General features: G+C 61.2%; 16 protein-coding genes. 4 read left to right on the forward strand and 12 right to left on the reverse strand.

The window, feature by feature from the left end; genetic code table 11:
• Positions 1–70: 70 nt before the first annotated feature.
• Positions 71–238 carry a hypothetical protein gene (locus tag AC1RO0_RS18985; protein WP_007693246.1) on the reverse strand — a complete coding sequence of 56 codons (168 nt, stop codon included), beginning with the start codon at positions 236–238 and terminating at the stop codon, positions 71–73.
• Positions 239–761: 523 nt separating this feature from the next.
• Between AC1RO0_RS18985 and AC1RO0_RS18990 the strand changes: the two genes are divergently transcribed.
• Positions 762–968 carry a hypothetical protein gene (locus tag AC1RO0_RS18990; protein ID WP_498594362.1) on the forward strand — a complete coding sequence of 69 codons (207 nt, stop codon included), beginning with the start codon at positions 762–764 and terminating at the stop codon, positions 966–968.
• A 426-nt stretch (positions 969–1,394) separates the two neighbouring features.
• Entirely contained in the window at positions 1,395–2,411 is a 1,017-nt protein-coding gene (locus AC1RO0_RS18995) for a DUF2336 domain-containing protein (RefSeq protein ID WP_498594363.1), read from the forward strand.
• A 10-nt stretch (positions 2,412–2,421) separates the two neighbouring features.
• Here AC1RO0_RS18995 and AC1RO0_RS19000 read toward each other — a convergent pair whose 3' ends face one another.
• The 3 genes from AC1RO0_RS19000 to AC1RO0_RS19010 are packed head-to-tail and all read right to left on the reverse strand — an operon-like array spanning position 2,422 to position 5,176.
• The gene (locus tag AC1RO0_RS19000; protein WP_498594364.1) at positions 2,422–2,781 is read right to left on the reverse strand and encodes a DUF1491 family protein; all 360 of its coding nucleotides are present in this window, start codon (positions 2,779–2,781) and stop codon (positions 2,422–2,424) included.
• Between the two features lie 48 nt (positions 2,782–2,829).
• On the reverse strand, positions 2,830–3,672 hold the full coding sequence (locus tag AC1RO0_RS19005) for a peptidoglycan-binding domain-containing protein (protein WP_498594365.1): 843 nt from the start codon (positions 3,670–3,672) through the stop codon (positions 2,830–2,832).
• Complete coding sequence (locus AC1RO0_RS19010; protein ID WP_498594366.1) at positions 3,644–5,176, reverse strand: sensor histidine kinase; 1,533 nt, start codon at positions 5,174–5,176, stop codon at positions 3,644–3,646. The genes AC1RO0_RS19005 and AC1RO0_RS19010 overlap by 29 nt, the downstream gene beginning before the upstream one ends.
• A gap of 469 nt (positions 5,177–5,645) precedes the next feature.
• Here AC1RO0_RS19010 and AC1RO0_RS19015 point away from each other — a divergent pair, with 469 nt between their 5' ends.
• Together AC1RO0_RS19015 and AC1RO0_RS19020 are read left to right on the forward strand one after the other, a co-directional pair.
• Positions 5,646–6,107, forward strand: coding sequence for a DUF5330 domain-containing protein (locus AC1RO0_RS19015; RefSeq protein ID WP_498594367.1), 462 nt, complete (start codon positions 5,646–5,648; stop codon positions 6,105–6,107).
• Positions 6,108–6,230: 123 nt separating this feature from the next.
• Positions 6,231–6,653 carry a SufE family protein gene (locus tag AC1RO0_RS19020; protein ID WP_153366301.1) on the forward strand — a complete coding sequence of 141 codons (423 nt, stop codon included), beginning with the start codon at positions 6,231–6,233 and terminating at the stop codon, positions 6,651–6,653.
• Between the two features lie 72 nt (positions 6,654–6,725).
• Here AC1RO0_RS19020 and AC1RO0_RS19025 read toward each other — a convergent pair whose 3' ends face one another.
• The 8 genes from AC1RO0_RS19025 to AC1RO0_RS19060 form a co-directional block, all read right to left on the reverse strand.
• Positions 6,726–7,157 carry a Ros/MucR family transcriptional regulator gene (locus tag AC1RO0_RS19025; RefSeq protein ID WP_007701904.1) on the reverse strand — a complete coding sequence of 144 codons (432 nt, stop codon included), beginning with the start codon at positions 7,155–7,157 and terminating at the stop codon, positions 6,726–6,728.
• 535 nt (positions 7,158–7,692) lie between these two features.
• Entirely contained in the window at positions 7,693–8,055 is a 363-nt protein-coding gene (gene mnhG / locus AC1RO0_RS19030; protein ID WP_498594368.1) for a monovalent cation/H(+) antiporter subunit G, read from the reverse strand.
• On the reverse strand, positions 8,055–8,444 hold the full coding sequence (locus AC1RO0_RS19035; RefSeq protein WP_498594369.1) for a cation:proton antiporter: 390 nt from the start codon (positions 8,442–8,444) through the stop codon (positions 8,055–8,057). The genes mnhG and AC1RO0_RS19035 overlap by 1 nt, the downstream gene beginning before the upstream one ends.
• Positions 8,441–8,914, reverse strand: coding sequence for a Na+/H+ antiporter subunit E (locus AC1RO0_RS19040; RefSeq protein ID WP_498594370.1), 474 nt, complete (start codon positions 8,912–8,914; stop codon positions 8,441–8,443). Before AC1RO0_RS19040 ends, AC1RO0_RS19035 begins: the two co-directional genes overlap by 4 nt.
• Positions 8,911–10,476, reverse strand: a complete 1,566-nt coding sequence (locus AC1RO0_RS19045) for a Na+/H+ antiporter subunit D (protein WP_498594371.1) — start codon at positions 10,474–10,476, stop codon at positions 8,911–8,913. The genes AC1RO0_RS19040 and AC1RO0_RS19045 overlap by 4 nt, the downstream gene beginning before the upstream one ends.
• 4 nt (positions 10,477–10,480) lie before the next feature.
• Positions 10,481–10,858, reverse strand: a complete 378-nt coding sequence (locus tag AC1RO0_RS19050; RefSeq protein ID WP_498594372.1) for a Na+/H+ antiporter subunit C — start codon at positions 10,856–10,858, stop codon at positions 10,481–10,483.
• Positions 10,858–11,277: a Na+/H+ antiporter subunit B gene (locus tag AC1RO0_RS19055; protein WP_183692071.1), complete on the reverse strand. Its 420-nt coding sequence runs from the start codon at positions 11,275–11,277 to the stop codon at positions 10,858–10,860. Before AC1RO0_RS19055 ends, AC1RO0_RS19050 begins: the two co-directional genes overlap by 1 nt.
• On the reverse strand, positions 11,274–13,649 hold the full coding sequence (locus tag AC1RO0_RS19060) for a putative monovalent cation/H+ antiporter subunit A (protein WP_498594373.1): 2,376 nt from the start codon (positions 13,647–13,649) through the stop codon (positions 11,274–11,276). The genes AC1RO0_RS19055 and AC1RO0_RS19060 overlap by 4 nt, the downstream gene beginning before the upstream one ends.
• Positions 13,650–13,783 lie beyond the last annotated feature (134 nt).

Raw genomic sequence — 13,783 nt, forward strand, 5'->3', positions numbered from 1 at the left:
GTTTGAACCGCGAAGCTGAAAGCCGCCCTGGCGGCTGAGCGCCGGCGAGATGCGCCGGCCTATGATAGAGCTACTTGCCCTTTGCCCGCTTCGGTCCCGTGCCGGGACGGTGGGAGCTGGCGTCGAGGCGCTCGTAGCGCACGCCGGTGAACAGAAGGATCTTCGCCTCAACCGGCTCCTTTTGGGCACGTCGCGGCAACCGCGATCGTCGGTCCGAAAGGGATATGATCTTTGCCATTCTCGTCTCCATTAACAACCCGAGACGGATGAATTTGCGACTGATTTCACCCTGTCCGCCATCGAGGCGGACCAGCGTGCCCTGCGGTCTTCGCCGCCTCCTGCGGCTCCGACAAAGGGCATTCACGCCTTCTCACGGTATTCCCTGAACACCGTGACATGGACGCCCAACTGTGGCTTCCATGCGAACTATCCTACGACCAAATTCTGCAAATCGCTGTTTTCACCCGAATTCAGACATACTGTGGTTAACAGAATGCTAATCATCGCCGCGCCCTACCGCGGGCTTCCACGGCCTCCTGAGCAATAAACGCGGAAAGGCCGGTTTTGGTTTCATATGCGATGTAAAAAACTCGAAGACCCTTTCCTCCATAAAACATCGAAAAATCATATTCTTAAGTGAAGATAACCCTCTGTCCGCGAATGGAGCCGGGACACGGTGCGTTGCAGAAAAGTGTCACGCAAATATTATTTGCGGTAAAGGCAAATTAACGTATTGTGACGGGTGAAACAGAGGGTGGGCAATGTCAGTGGCGTCCAATTCCTTCTTCTCTCCCGAGGACGTCAACGTCCTGCGCGGCGCGCTTGACAAGTGGTGCCTGGAGAAGCGGATCGACATCAAAAGCACCGAAGCCCAGTTCGCGGCAACGGCGGCGATTAGCCTGTTTCAATCTGGTTGCGACACTTCCGAGAAGCTGCTGGTGGCGTTGCGTGAGCATAAAGGGCTCTGAGGCGGAGCCGTCGCAACCCGGGCATCCAGCCCCATCTTCACGCGATTGGACGACACAAGCCATCAAAGCTCTCATAAGTCGAGCACAGCAATCCAAGCATCGCGCCAAAACGCCCTCGATGCGGGCCGGGAACCATCAAACATAGGCGATCCCAAGCGAATGCCGCGGAAAACCCCGCGCAAGCTTAACGCGCAGTTTTTATTTGGATTTTAATAAAGTTTTCACCAACCATTAACCCTGCCAGCCTTACTCTCCCCAAAAGCCAGATCAGGACGACCGTGTATACGACCGTTTCGACAGCCACCGCCGATTGCGCGCGCGAAAACCACGCGCGCTCCGGCTCGGCGGCGAAAAGATGTCGCGTCGCATGCGTTTGATGACCGGGTTCCCGTTCTTTTTGTTTCGCGTATCAGTATGGGTGTTGGCGTGCGTGACCGGTTTCGAGATCTGGAAGAGCCTGCGACAGTTCGCAAGAAGGACGTGGTCCTGATGGCGACGGTTACCAGTTTCGAAACCATGAACCATCCGTCCAAATCGGAGCTTCGCCAGTTTGCCGAGCTCTTCAGCCCCCTCTTTCAGGCATCGACCGACGAGGCGAAACGCCAGGCGGTCGCCGCGCTTTCGCAATGCCCGAGCGTTCCGGCGGCCGTCGCTCTCTTCATCGGCTGTCAACCGATCGCCATCGCCGCACCGTTTCTGACAAGCTCGCAGGCGATCGACGACGACACGTTGATCACCATTGCCCGCACACAGGGCGCCGCGCATGCCAAAGCCATTGTCCGCCGACCGTCGCTATCTCCCAAAGTCATCGACGCCCTTGTCGGCCTGCACCAGGCAGAGCCGGAGCGTGGCATGACCGCATCGCAGATCTCGGCCGTCGAGGCTGCCTCGGAGGCGAGTTTGCCTAACCCCGAGGCCGAGCGCCTCGCCCGCGAGGAGGCCCTGCGGCAAACGATCAAGCAGGTCGCGCGCCATCTCGGCCGCGACGACAATGACCGTCTGGGCCTTCGCAATCTTTCCGATACGCAGGAAGCCTTGATGGTGCGCTTCGCCCGGGAACGGGACGCGCAGCATTTTGCCGCCACGCTCGCCGATGCGCTCACCTCCAGCCATTGGCTTGCCGAGCGTATCATGATCGACACCTCCGGCCAGCAGCTGGCGGTGACGCTGGTCAGCCTCGGCATGGGCTTTGCCGATGCCGTCTATGCGCTGGAGCGCTTTTATCCGCACCTTTCCGAACGTCACGGCAGCGTCAGCCGCGCCTGGCTGGTGCTGGACAGCATCGATGCGGAGGAAAGCCATGCCCGCGTCGAAGCCTGGCGCCGCGCCGACAGCTACACCTATCTGCCGCCGGAACAGAAGACCGCCCCACAGTCCGGTGCGCCGTTGTTCGGCAACAGGGAAAGCCCGATCCGCGAATTGCGCGTCGTCAGCCGGCGATAAAGCGTCTTCGTCAGCCGAGTGGATTGATGCGCTGGTCGGTCAGCGGCACAATATCGGCGATATCATCCGTCTCCAGCTCTATGATCCAGAGATCGGGATCGAATTTCAGCTCGCGATCGAGCATCTGCCTGATCTCTTCAGGCTCCTTGCGATCCATGCGGATTTCAAACAGGCGCGTCCCGCTTTCCTCCTCATCGAAAAAGCTCTGCGGTGCAGGGGCATAAAGCGTTTCCAGCCCATCGCGAAAACGCTGGCGGATGAAGATCGCTCCGGCCTCCTCCGAGCCCTTGTGTTCGACAGCCGCGAAGTCGCCGCGGGAAAAGAGGCGGCGAGTCAGGGCGGAAACGAAGATGTCGCTGCGCAATCTCATGGGGGAGCTATAGCCGCCGGCGGAAGACGAGGCAATTGACGGCGAGGATTAAAGCGCGCCGATGTCCTGCAGTTTCTTCAGGACAGCCAAGTCGGGCTCGCCGGTTTCCGGCAGCCGGTAATGTTTCTGGAAGCGGCGGATGGCGGCCTTGGTCTGCTCGCCGGCAACGCCGTCGACGCTGACATTGCTATAGGCGATGTTGCTCAGGCCCTTCTGGATCTGCATCACCATGTTGACGGTGTTGACCGCGTCGTTCGGGGCGCTCCTCGGCGTCGCTGCGCTTTTACCGAGCCCCTTCTCGGCGCTCTGGATGGCCGCAGCAACAGGATCGACAGCCGAGGCATTGGCGGAAACATTGATCGGCCGCTCCGCCGGGACGGCAGCGACCGTCGGCTTGCTGGCCGTGCGGGTGGCCGGGCTGGCGGTTTGAACCGAGGCCGTTGTTGCGACAGTCGGCTGATTGGAGGCGGCATCGTTCGATGCTTCGGAGTCCTGGCGCTCGATGCGGAATGTCGTGACATTGCCAGTATCGGCTTGCTGCCCGAGCAGGAAGGCCTTGCGACCGGGGATCTGATAGGGCGCACCGGGATCGCGGGTGCGCAAGAGCGGCGACGGGTGTATGCCCACCTGATACCAGAGAGCGTTGGCGGTGACGAAACCGAAAACCGCGAAGAAGAGCGCAATGCCGCCAGCCGCCGCTGGATGCCGGCCGACAGCGCCGCCCAGCAACCCGGCCAATGCACCCGCGCCGCGCACGCCAAGACCACCCAGCGCGCCGGCACCACGCAGGCCAAGGCTGCCAACGGCAACCGCCCCTCGGGAAGCAAGACCAGGCTGCTTGCGCCTGCCCTTGCCCCTTCCCTTAGGCGATTTTCGCTTTTGCGGGGCCATTCATCTCTTCCTCTTTTCGCTTTCCATTCATCTCCAGACTATGTTTCAGACGTGGCGGAAAATCGACCGTGCGGTTGGCATCCACAGACTGTTGTACCACCACGCCAGAGCCGTCGAGCGGGATCAGGATCGTAATCACCGTACCTTCGCCCGGCTCGCTGGCGATGGCAAAACTGCCGCCATGCAGCCCGACCAGCCCCTTGACCAGCGACAGGCCGAGACCGGTACCGGCATAACGACGAGTATAATCATTCTGGATCTGCACGAAAGGCTGACCAAGTGAGGCGAGCCGATCGGCGGCGATGCCGATGCCGGTGTCGCAGACCGAGAGCTTCAGCATCCCGTCGGCCATGGCCGCATCGATGGTGACGGCGCCGCCGGCATCGGTGAACTTGATGGCATTGCCGACGAGGTTGATGAGAACCTGCTGGATGGCACGCTGGTCGGCGACGATATCGCCGAGGCCGCGCTGTACGCGGCTCGTCAGCGTCAGCCCCTTCTCCTTGGCCTGCAGGGCCAGCATCGCTTCACAAGCGCCGATGGACGCCTCGATGGGGAACGGCTCGGGCACAAGCTCGTAGCGTCCGGCCTCGATCTTGCTCATGTCGAGCATGGTGTTGACCACGGAGAGCAGATGCGCGCCGGATTGACGGATCAGACCGACATATTCGCGCTGGCGATTGTTCTCGAGCTTGCCAAAATATTCGCCGCTCAGGATATCCGAGAAGCCGAGAATGGCATTGAGCGGCGTACGCAGCTCGTGGCTGACGGCGGCGAGGAACCGCGACTTGGCGTCATTGGCCGATTCAGCTTCCTCGGTCTTGCGGGCCGCCTCGTCGCGTAGCTGCTGGTCGTAGGAGATATCGCGCGACTGGCTGACGATCCCGGTCAGCCGGCCTTCGCCGTCGCGCCGCGCGCTCATCTCCATGCGGATATGGATGAACTGGTCGTTGCCCTCGATAACAGCCGAGCGCTCCAGGCGCAGATCGACGCCGAGGGCATCGCGGCCCTGGCGCAGCGTATCGACGGCCTGCAGGAAGAGGATACGATCGGAGATATGCACCTGCTCGATGAAGCCGCGCCCGGAGGGATCGCGCATCCAGCTCAGGAATTCCCCGCGATCGCGCCCACCGACAGTGGTGACACTGCCCTGCGGATCGAACAGGAGCACGAGGCCGCTGGCGGCTTCCAGCATCAGGTCGCGATGCTCGACGACGACAGCCTCGACGGCATCCGAGGCAGGCCGCTGGCGCGACAAAGCGATGCTGCCGACAGCGGAAAACAGGAACGCGGCGCAGACCGTGGCAACGCCGACGGGCAGCGCCACGGCCGGGCTGGTGATGAAGGAAAGCCCTGCCGGAACGGCGACAAGCGCCACGGAGGAGACGAGCGCGAGCCGGCGCAGGATCGCCAGTTCCTGTCCACGGACCTCGCCATTCCCGCTTGTCCGGGACAGCCAGCTTTCGCCCGTCCGGTCCACGAGGGCTCCTGCCCTGCCAGCCATGTTACTCAATACGCGCACACCAAAACCCGCACAAACGGTCATTTATCCAGGCCACAATAGGCTCTGGCGGCTTAAGGAAAGAATAAAGGACAGGCGCGCGGATCGGTCGAAAAAGCCCGAAAGTCCCGTTTTGGCGCACTTGGCGGGACCTTTGGGTTTTGTGGTTAACAGCGGGTAAGCAACGGATTTTATTTAGATTTCCGCTGCGCGTTAACTTTTTGAATGCCGCCGACGCCCGTAATCCCCTGGAGTTCAAGCAGATCGGCCGAGACATACTTAACAGCAATCGCTACAATTCGAGCTAAATAGGCTTCAAATTCCGAAAGCTAAAATTTGAATCAAATTTGCCAAAAATACATCCAAGTTTTGAAAAGCGATGTTGTCCTCTGCCGGATAGGGTCTGAGCAACGTCGGATCAACGGATTCGAATCGGTGGCAAGACCGAACGAAGTACAGGATGGGCAAGGCAATGTGGTTTCTCATTAGAACAGGGTTCTGGTTTTCGCTGGTTCTCATGTTTCTGCCGATCTTCGCCAAGCCGCAGGGCGATCCCCGACCGGCGGGCGAGCCGCAGGTGCAGGTTTCCGACGCATTGTCGGCTGCTTCCGGCGTGATGCAATATGTCGGCTCCATGTGCAGCGAGAAGCCAGATGTCTGCCTGAAGGGCGGCGAAACGCTGACCGCGCTGGGATACCAGGCGCGCGACGGCGCCCGCGTTGCCTATGACCTTCTCGGCCAGCATTTCAAGGATCAGAAGCCCGGCGAACAGGCTGCGGCGACACCAGTCGCCAGCCATGAGCAGGCAGCCGCGGAAGCGCAACCAATGCCCCCGAAGCGCGTGGCTGGCACCCAGACCGCGGATGCGGTCGTTACCGGCACGGTCAAGCTGCCCTCTTTCATTCCGGTGCCCTTGCCGAAGCCCCGGACCTGATACCCTCTTCATGAAAAGAACGCCGTGAGCCTGCCCATCGCTCACGGCGTTCTTTTTTGTCACGGGTTCAAATCATCGGCCATTTCACCTATATGCAAGCAGATAGACAATTGGACCGGCATAATGGCGACGCTTGAGCAGATCATTGAGGATTTCTCCTTCCTGGACGACTGGGAGGATCGCTATCGCTATGTGATCGAACTCGGCAAGATGCTGCCGGACCTGCCGGAAGAAAAACGAACCCTGGAAAACAAGGTGCAGGGTTGCGCCAGCCAGGTCTGGCTCGTGACCCATGCCTCGGGTGATCCGGACAATCCGGTGCTGACCTTCGAAGGCGATTCCGATGCCCATATCGTGCGCGGGCTGGTGGCCATCGTGCTTACCACCTATTCAGGCAAACCGGCCGCCGAGATCGCCGCGCTCGATGCGCTCGACGTCTTCGGCAAGATCGGCCTCGTCGAACATCTTTCCTCGCAGCGCGCCAATGGATTGCGCTCGATGATCAGACGCATCCGGGAAGAAGCGAGAGTCCGGGCCGCCGCATAGGCTTCGATACGCGACGGCAATAAAAAACCCGGCTCGAAAGCCGGGTCTTTTCGATAGCGTCCAGTCGAGATCTTACCGAGCACCACGCTTGCGGCGCTGACCGAGACCCATTTCCTTCGCGAGACGCGAACGGGCTTCGGCATAGGCGGGCGCAACCATCGGATAGTCGGCTGCCAGATCCCACTTCTCGCGGTATTCTTCCGGAGAAAGACTATGGTGGGTCATCAGGTGACGCTTCAATGACTTGAAGCTGCCGCCGCATTCCAGGCAGGTAATCTGATCGTCCTGCACTGATTTACGAACGGATACCGCCGGCTTCTGCTTTTCAACCACGGTAACGGCGGGTGCCGGAGCCGAAGTGCTGCTCAAGGCGGAATGTACGTCGGAAATCAGATTCGGAAGGTCGGTGACCGGGACTACATGGTTGCTGACATAAGCCGCCACGATGTCGGCAGTCAGCTCAACCAGCAAGTCCTGGCCAGTGCCAAGGGCCGTATCTGTCATTATCTTCTCCTGTTCATCGGCTTGCTTACCGTGTCACGCCTCCACTTGAGCGCGTAAGACACGGCATTCACATGATCCGCGCATAATCCTGTCGAAAACCATTTTGATTTTCGGGGCCTATGCACTGGGCAATCCGCTCAAGCGCGCATCGTCCATATTCGTAGCAGTCATCGGCAAAAAACGGGGCATTACATGCCAAAGTGCCGACAATACGACATCCACCCCTAGATGTCGTACGACGAAACCCGTTTCTATACCGCCTGATGATAGAATCAGTGATGACGGAGATAGGTCCGCCAATCCTTAACCGGAAGCAAGTTTTGCCCGCCGTTGCTTGAAAGAAAGATCAGAACATTGGGCACTTAAAGCCGGCCGAGACTAACTCAACATCAGAACTCTACTTGAATGTGAATTAGCACTCTTTACCCAAAAGTCCAGTTTTTAATTGTATCACTTACTGGCAAAATTCTCATCTATCAAAAATAGGTAACTTACAACTAGAACTTTATTCCTTTTCTAGCAATCCTTGCGTTTGTTAGCCTTTCGTTTTGTAAGAACGCTGCCCCATCTGTTCCTTCATCAAATCATCGCGCACCGACGGTGGCGTCAGCCGGTGGCCGGCCTTGTGGGCGGCCCGGGCGAGGAGATGAGCCGCAATCGGCGCGGTCAAGACGAAGAACAGGAAACCGGCGAGCGCCCGCGCCAGTGTGGGCAGATCCTGAGAATGAATACCGACCGCAAGTAGCAACAGACCGGAGCCGACCGTGCCGGCCTTTGAGGCGGCATGCATACGGCTGTAGAGATCCGGCAGGCGGACGACGCCGATCGCGGCGACGAGCGCGAACAAAGCCCCGGCCACAAGCAGGAAGGCGACGACGAGCGCTGCGATCAATTCCATTACCGCCCTCCTTTTTTGCGCCGGCTATCCTTACGGGCCTTTTTACTTGCGGCTGGCTTGGCTCCGCCCTCCGCCGTAAGTATCGGCGAGGTTGACGGCTCGTTTCCGTTTGACGCGCCATGGCTCAGAATGAACCGGGCGAAGGCGACTGTGGCAAGGAAGCCGACCAGACCGAGCGAGATGGCGATATCGATGTAGAGGGTGAAACCGGTCTTGATGGCAATGACAGCGATGAAGCCGATGGCGACCGCCACCAGCATGTCGAGCGCCAACACCCTGTCCGGCAGCGTCGGACCAACCACCACACGATAGACCGTGAGCAGGAAGGCCAGGCCGAGAATGCCGAGCGCGACCATGGCAGCAGTGGAGACGATGGACGCGGCGATCATCGGAAAGCCTCCAGGATCCGGCGCTCGAAACCCTCGGCTATGTCGCGCTTCACCGCCTCCGGATCCGAGCAGTCGAGCGCGTGCACGTAGAGCGTCTTGCGGTCGTCCGAGACGTCAACCGAGAGCGTGCCGGGTGTCAGCGTGATGAGGTTGGCCAGCAGCGCGATCTCGAAATCGCGGTCGACGGTGAGCGGAAAGGCGAAGATGCCAGGCTTTACGTCCATCTTCGGGCTCATGACCGTGACCGCGACGGCCCATGCGGATTTCGCCAGCTCGCGCAGAAACAGGAAGAGCAGGGCCAGAATGCGCCTGATGCGGCCGAGATAGAGCACACCGCCATAGGACTCCCGCACAATTGCCAGCGCAAGCGCGGAGAGCACGAAGCCGAAGACGAGATTGAGGAAGGAGGCGCTGCCGGTGATCGCAGCCCAGACGATGGCAAGCAGAAGGTTGAAGACAAACAGGATCATTGCGCCGCCGCCCCTCCTGGAAAGACCGAGTGCAGATAGGCGGAGGGATCTTCAAGACCGCTTGCTGCCCGTTGCGTCAGGTGCAGGAGCTGTTCGGGAAACAGGCCGAAGCCGATCACCAGGGCGGTCAACGCCAGGATCGGCAAGCCGGCCTGCCAGACGATCGGCGCCGGCGCGACGGCATCCGGCGCGGCTCTCGGACGCCAATAGGCCAGCAGGAAGATGCGGCCAAAGACGATGGTGGTGAGGAAGCCGGTCAACAGGATCGTGGCGGCAATCCACCAGGCGCCAGTGTCGAGCGCTGCCTTCACCAGGATGACCTTGGGCCAGAAGCCGGAAAACGGCGGCAGGCCGCAAGCGGCGAAAAACAGCACCAGCGACAGACCGGCGAACCAGCCGCTTTGCCGATAAAGCCCGCCGAGCGCGGAAAGCGAGAAGCCGCCGCCAAGACGCGCCGCCTGGCCCGCCAGCAGATAGAGCGCCGTCATCAGCACCATGGAATGCAGCGCATAGAAGATCGCGCCACTGAGGCCATCGGCACTGCCAAGCGCCACGCCCGCCAGCATCGTGCCGATGCCGGAGATAACGACATAGCCGAGCAGGCGGCGGAAATCGTTTTCGCCGAGCGCGCCAAGCACGCCGGCAAGCATGGTGGCGATGGCAACCACCGTTATGATCGGGCCGAGCCCGGCACGCTCGACCGGCAACAGCATGACCAGCACCCTGATCAGCGCGTAGATGCCGACCTTGGTGAGCAGGCCGGCAAAGAGCGCCGAAACGGTGACGCGCGGCGTATGATAGGAGGCCGGCAGCCAGAAATTGACCGGGAAAGCCGCAGCCTTCATGCCGAAAGCGAGAAGGAAGAGCCCGGCAAGCGTCATCAGCGGCGCCGTGTTGCCGGGCGCCCTCGCCTTCATCGCAATATCGGCCATGTTGAGCGTGCCGAAGATGGCGTAGAGATACCCGACGGAGACCAGAAACAGCGTCGTGGCAATCAGGTTCAGCACGGCATATTTCAAGGCGCCATCGATCTGCTCGCGCTCCGAGCCGAGGATCAGCAGGCCGAAGGACGAGATCAGCAGCACCTCGAACCAGACGTAGAGATTGAAGACGTCGCCGGTGAGGAACGCTCCGCTGACGCCGGCAAGGAGCAGCATCAGAAATGGGAAGAAGCCATAGCGACGGCCGCTGGTGGTAATTTCGCCGAGCGCATAGAGGCTTGCCGCCAGCGCCACCGCCGCCGCCGTCAGAGCCATGATCGCACTGAAAAGGTCGACGCTGAAGGCGATGCCGAAGGGCGGAAGCCAGCGGCCCATGACCATGGTTATCGGTCCTTCGGCGGCGACCTTGTGGAGCAAGGCCGCATCGATCAGCACCAGCAGGACCAGGCCGGGAATGGCGATCCAACCGTGCCATGTCGTGCGGTCGCGCAACATCATCAAGATCGCGCCGAGGCCGATGCATAGCGCCACCGGCAGGATGACCAGCCAATGCCCCGCCTCCACCGGCGCTGTCACCAGCGCGGCGGAAAGATCGACAGCGATGTTTGCGGGTGCCGCCATGTCGTTAGTACCCCAAGGGCGGCATCGGCCGCTCGTCCGGTTCCGCCACCCACATCTCACCGGTATTGTCGGTCTTGAGATCCTGATAGGCCCGGTAGGTGAGCACGAGCAGGAAGGCAAGGAAGGAGAAGGAAATGACGATCGCCGTCAGGATCAGCGCCTGCGGCAGTGGGTTGGCCGCATCCATGCCGAGCGTGTCAGCGCCAGCCGGAATGATCGGCGGCACTTCACGCGTCACCCGTCCCGCAGTGAACAGCAGCAGGTTGACAGCGTTGCCGAGAATAGCGATGCCGAGCATGATGCGGATCGAGAACCCCGATAGCATCAGATAGATCGCGACAGCGAAGAACAGGCCGACGAGGCCGGCAAAGACAGCCTCCATTACTCCACCTCCCGCTCTTCGAGCGCCAGTGCGATCGACGTGATCGCGCCGACGACGACCAGGTAAACACCGATATCGAACAGCATGACGCTGGAGAGCGGCACTTCGACGCCCAGGAGATGCGGATAGATCCACAGCCCGGTCATGAAGGGCACGCCGGAGAAGATCGACAGGAGCCCGGCAACCGTCGACGCCAGCAGGCCGAAACCGGCAATCGCCAGCGGATGAAAAACGATGGCGCGGCGCACCGCTGAGACACCGCAGGCAATGCCGTAGATCGCAAAGCCCGACGCGGCGATCAAGCCGCCAATGAAGCCGCCGCCGGGCTCGTTATGGCCGCGCAGCAGCACGAAGACGGAGAAGAGCAGCATCAGTGCGGTCAGAAACGGTGCGGCGGTCCGGAAGATCAGCGTGTTCATCGGCGCTCGGCCTCCATCTTCTCGTCCAGATCCGGATCATTGGCCGCGAGCTTGCGTTCGCCGCCGGCGCGGATGCGGATCAGCGCCAGGATGGCAAGGCCGGTGATGGCGACGACGGCGATCTCGCCGAGCGTATCCGTGCCGCGGAAGTCGACGATGATGACGTTGACGACGTTGGTGCCATGGGCGATCAGCTTGGAATATTGATTGAAGAAGGCCGTCAGCGTCAGGTCGAAGGGTGCTTGCGTCGCCTTCAGCAACAGCAGCCCGAAACCGAGGCCGCAGGCGGCGGCAAGCACCGCATGCCAGAGCATCCGCAGTGGTGGGCGGCGATCAGAGGCGGAAAGACGCAACCGTGTCATCACCAGCGCCAGGATAACGACGGAGAGCGTCTCGACCATGAACTGGGTGAAGGACAGGTCCGGTGCGCCGAAGAGCAGGAAGATGACGGCGACGGCAAAGCCTTGAATGCCGAGCGAAACGATGGCGGTCAGCCGGTCTCGCGCCATGACGACTGCGCCGAGACCGATGATGGCGATGAGGAAGATCGCCGCTTCATGCCATTGCATGTCGGGCCATGAGGGGACGGCGGGCAACTCGCCATAGAGCACCGGCGGCACCAGCAGCATGGCGGCAAGGCAGAGGAAGGTCACGGCGACATAGATTTCCAGCCGGCCAGGCTGCAAGACGCGCGAAACGGCATGCGACAGGCGCACCAGCCCGGAGATCAAACCATCGAAACCGCGATCAGGCCCCGGCCCGAGGTGGCGCAGCACCACGGACATCAGGAAGCGGGCGCGGTCGAGCTTCCAGTAGACAAAGAGACCGATCAGCACGGTCAGCGCCGACAGCAGCAAGGGCACGCCAATATGCGGAACGAGCGAGACCGATATCTCCATCGCCTTGCCGCCGACAGCACTCGCCATCGGCGAGGAGACGTAGCCATGCCAGAGACCTGAGAACAGCGCCGCGACCAGGCCGAGAACGGCAAGTACGACCGGACCGAGCCAGAGCAAAGGCGGCGCTTCATGCGGATGCCTGGGCGTCTCGACGCGAACCCCAAGGAACGGCTTCAGCGCCACAGCGAAGGCGATGGCGAACATAAGAGCGTTGCCAGCGACCGCAATGACGGTCAGAGCAATCGACCAGACGGAAGCCTCGGCCAGTGCGGCATAGATCTCCTCCTTGGCGAGGAAGCCGAAGGCGGGCGGCAAGCCACCCATCGAGACCGCCGCGACCAGTGCTGCCGCAAAAGTCAGCGGCATGGCGGCGCGCAGGCCGCCGAGGTGGGTGATGTCGCGTGTTCCGGTTTCGTGATCGACAATGCCGGCGACCATGAACAACGCGCCCTTGAACAGCGAATGCGCCACCAGATAGAGCACGGCCGCCTCGATCGCATAGTCTGAGCCGAAACCGGTCAACAGTACCAGCAGGCCGAGCGAGGAGACCGTCGTATAGGCAAGCTTCAGCTTCAGGTCGGTCTGGCGGATGGCAAGCAGCGTGCCTACCAACAGCGTCGCCGCGCCGAAGAGCGGCAGGATCGTCTGCCAGGCCGTCGTGCCGCCCATCGCGGGATTGAGGCGCATCAACAGATAGACACCGGCCTTCACCATGGTCGCTGAATGCAGGTAGGCCGACACGGGCGTCGGTGCTTCCATGGCGTTCGGCAGCCAGAAATGGAAGGGAAACTGCGCCGACTTGGTGAAGGCGCCGCCGAGGATCAGGATCAGTGCTGCAAGATAGAGCGGGCTTTCGCGCAACGTGCCGCCCGCCTTCAGCAGGCCGGACATGTCGGCAGCGCCGGTGATCTGCCAGATCAGCAACAGACCGGCGAGCAGCAACAGTCCTCCCCCGCCGGTAACGACCAGCGCCTGCAGCGCCGCTCGGCGCGCCGCCTCGCGCTGATGATCGAAGCCGATCAGCAGGAAGGAGGTGATCGAGGTCAGCTCCCAAAAGACGAACAGCGTCAGGAAACTGTCCGACACGACAAGGCCGAGCATCGAGCCCATGAACAGGAAGATAAAGGAGAAGAAGCTGCCAAGGTCTACGTGCCCCTTCAGATAGCCGCCCGCATAGAGCACGATCAGCACACCGATACCGGTGATCAGCAGTGCGAAGGTCAGCGACAGGCCGTCGAGCAGCCAGGAGAAGCGTAAGCCCAGGCTCGGCACCCAGTCGAAGCCGCCCTGGACACTATGGCCGGGAGCAACAGCAGAGAGGAAGCCGGCAAAATGCAGAAAGGCGAGCGCGGGAAACAGCGCCAGCGGCCAGGCCGCATTGTGGCCGAGATAACGAACAGCGGCCGGCGCGATGATTGCGCCGAGAAAAGGCAGACACAAAGCCAGGAATGTCAGGCCGGTGACACTGGCCATGTCTTCTCCCTGCTGAACGATCGCGTGGGTTCCGGCAAAGCCGAAATACTACACTTGGGATAGGCCAAAGGCCTGATCGCCTCAAGCCCCGCGGGAGAAAACTCGGACGTAACCCACTGAAATCATTTTTTTGG

The organism is Rhizobium sp. GW821-FHT14E12 (genome assembly GCF_058803745.1).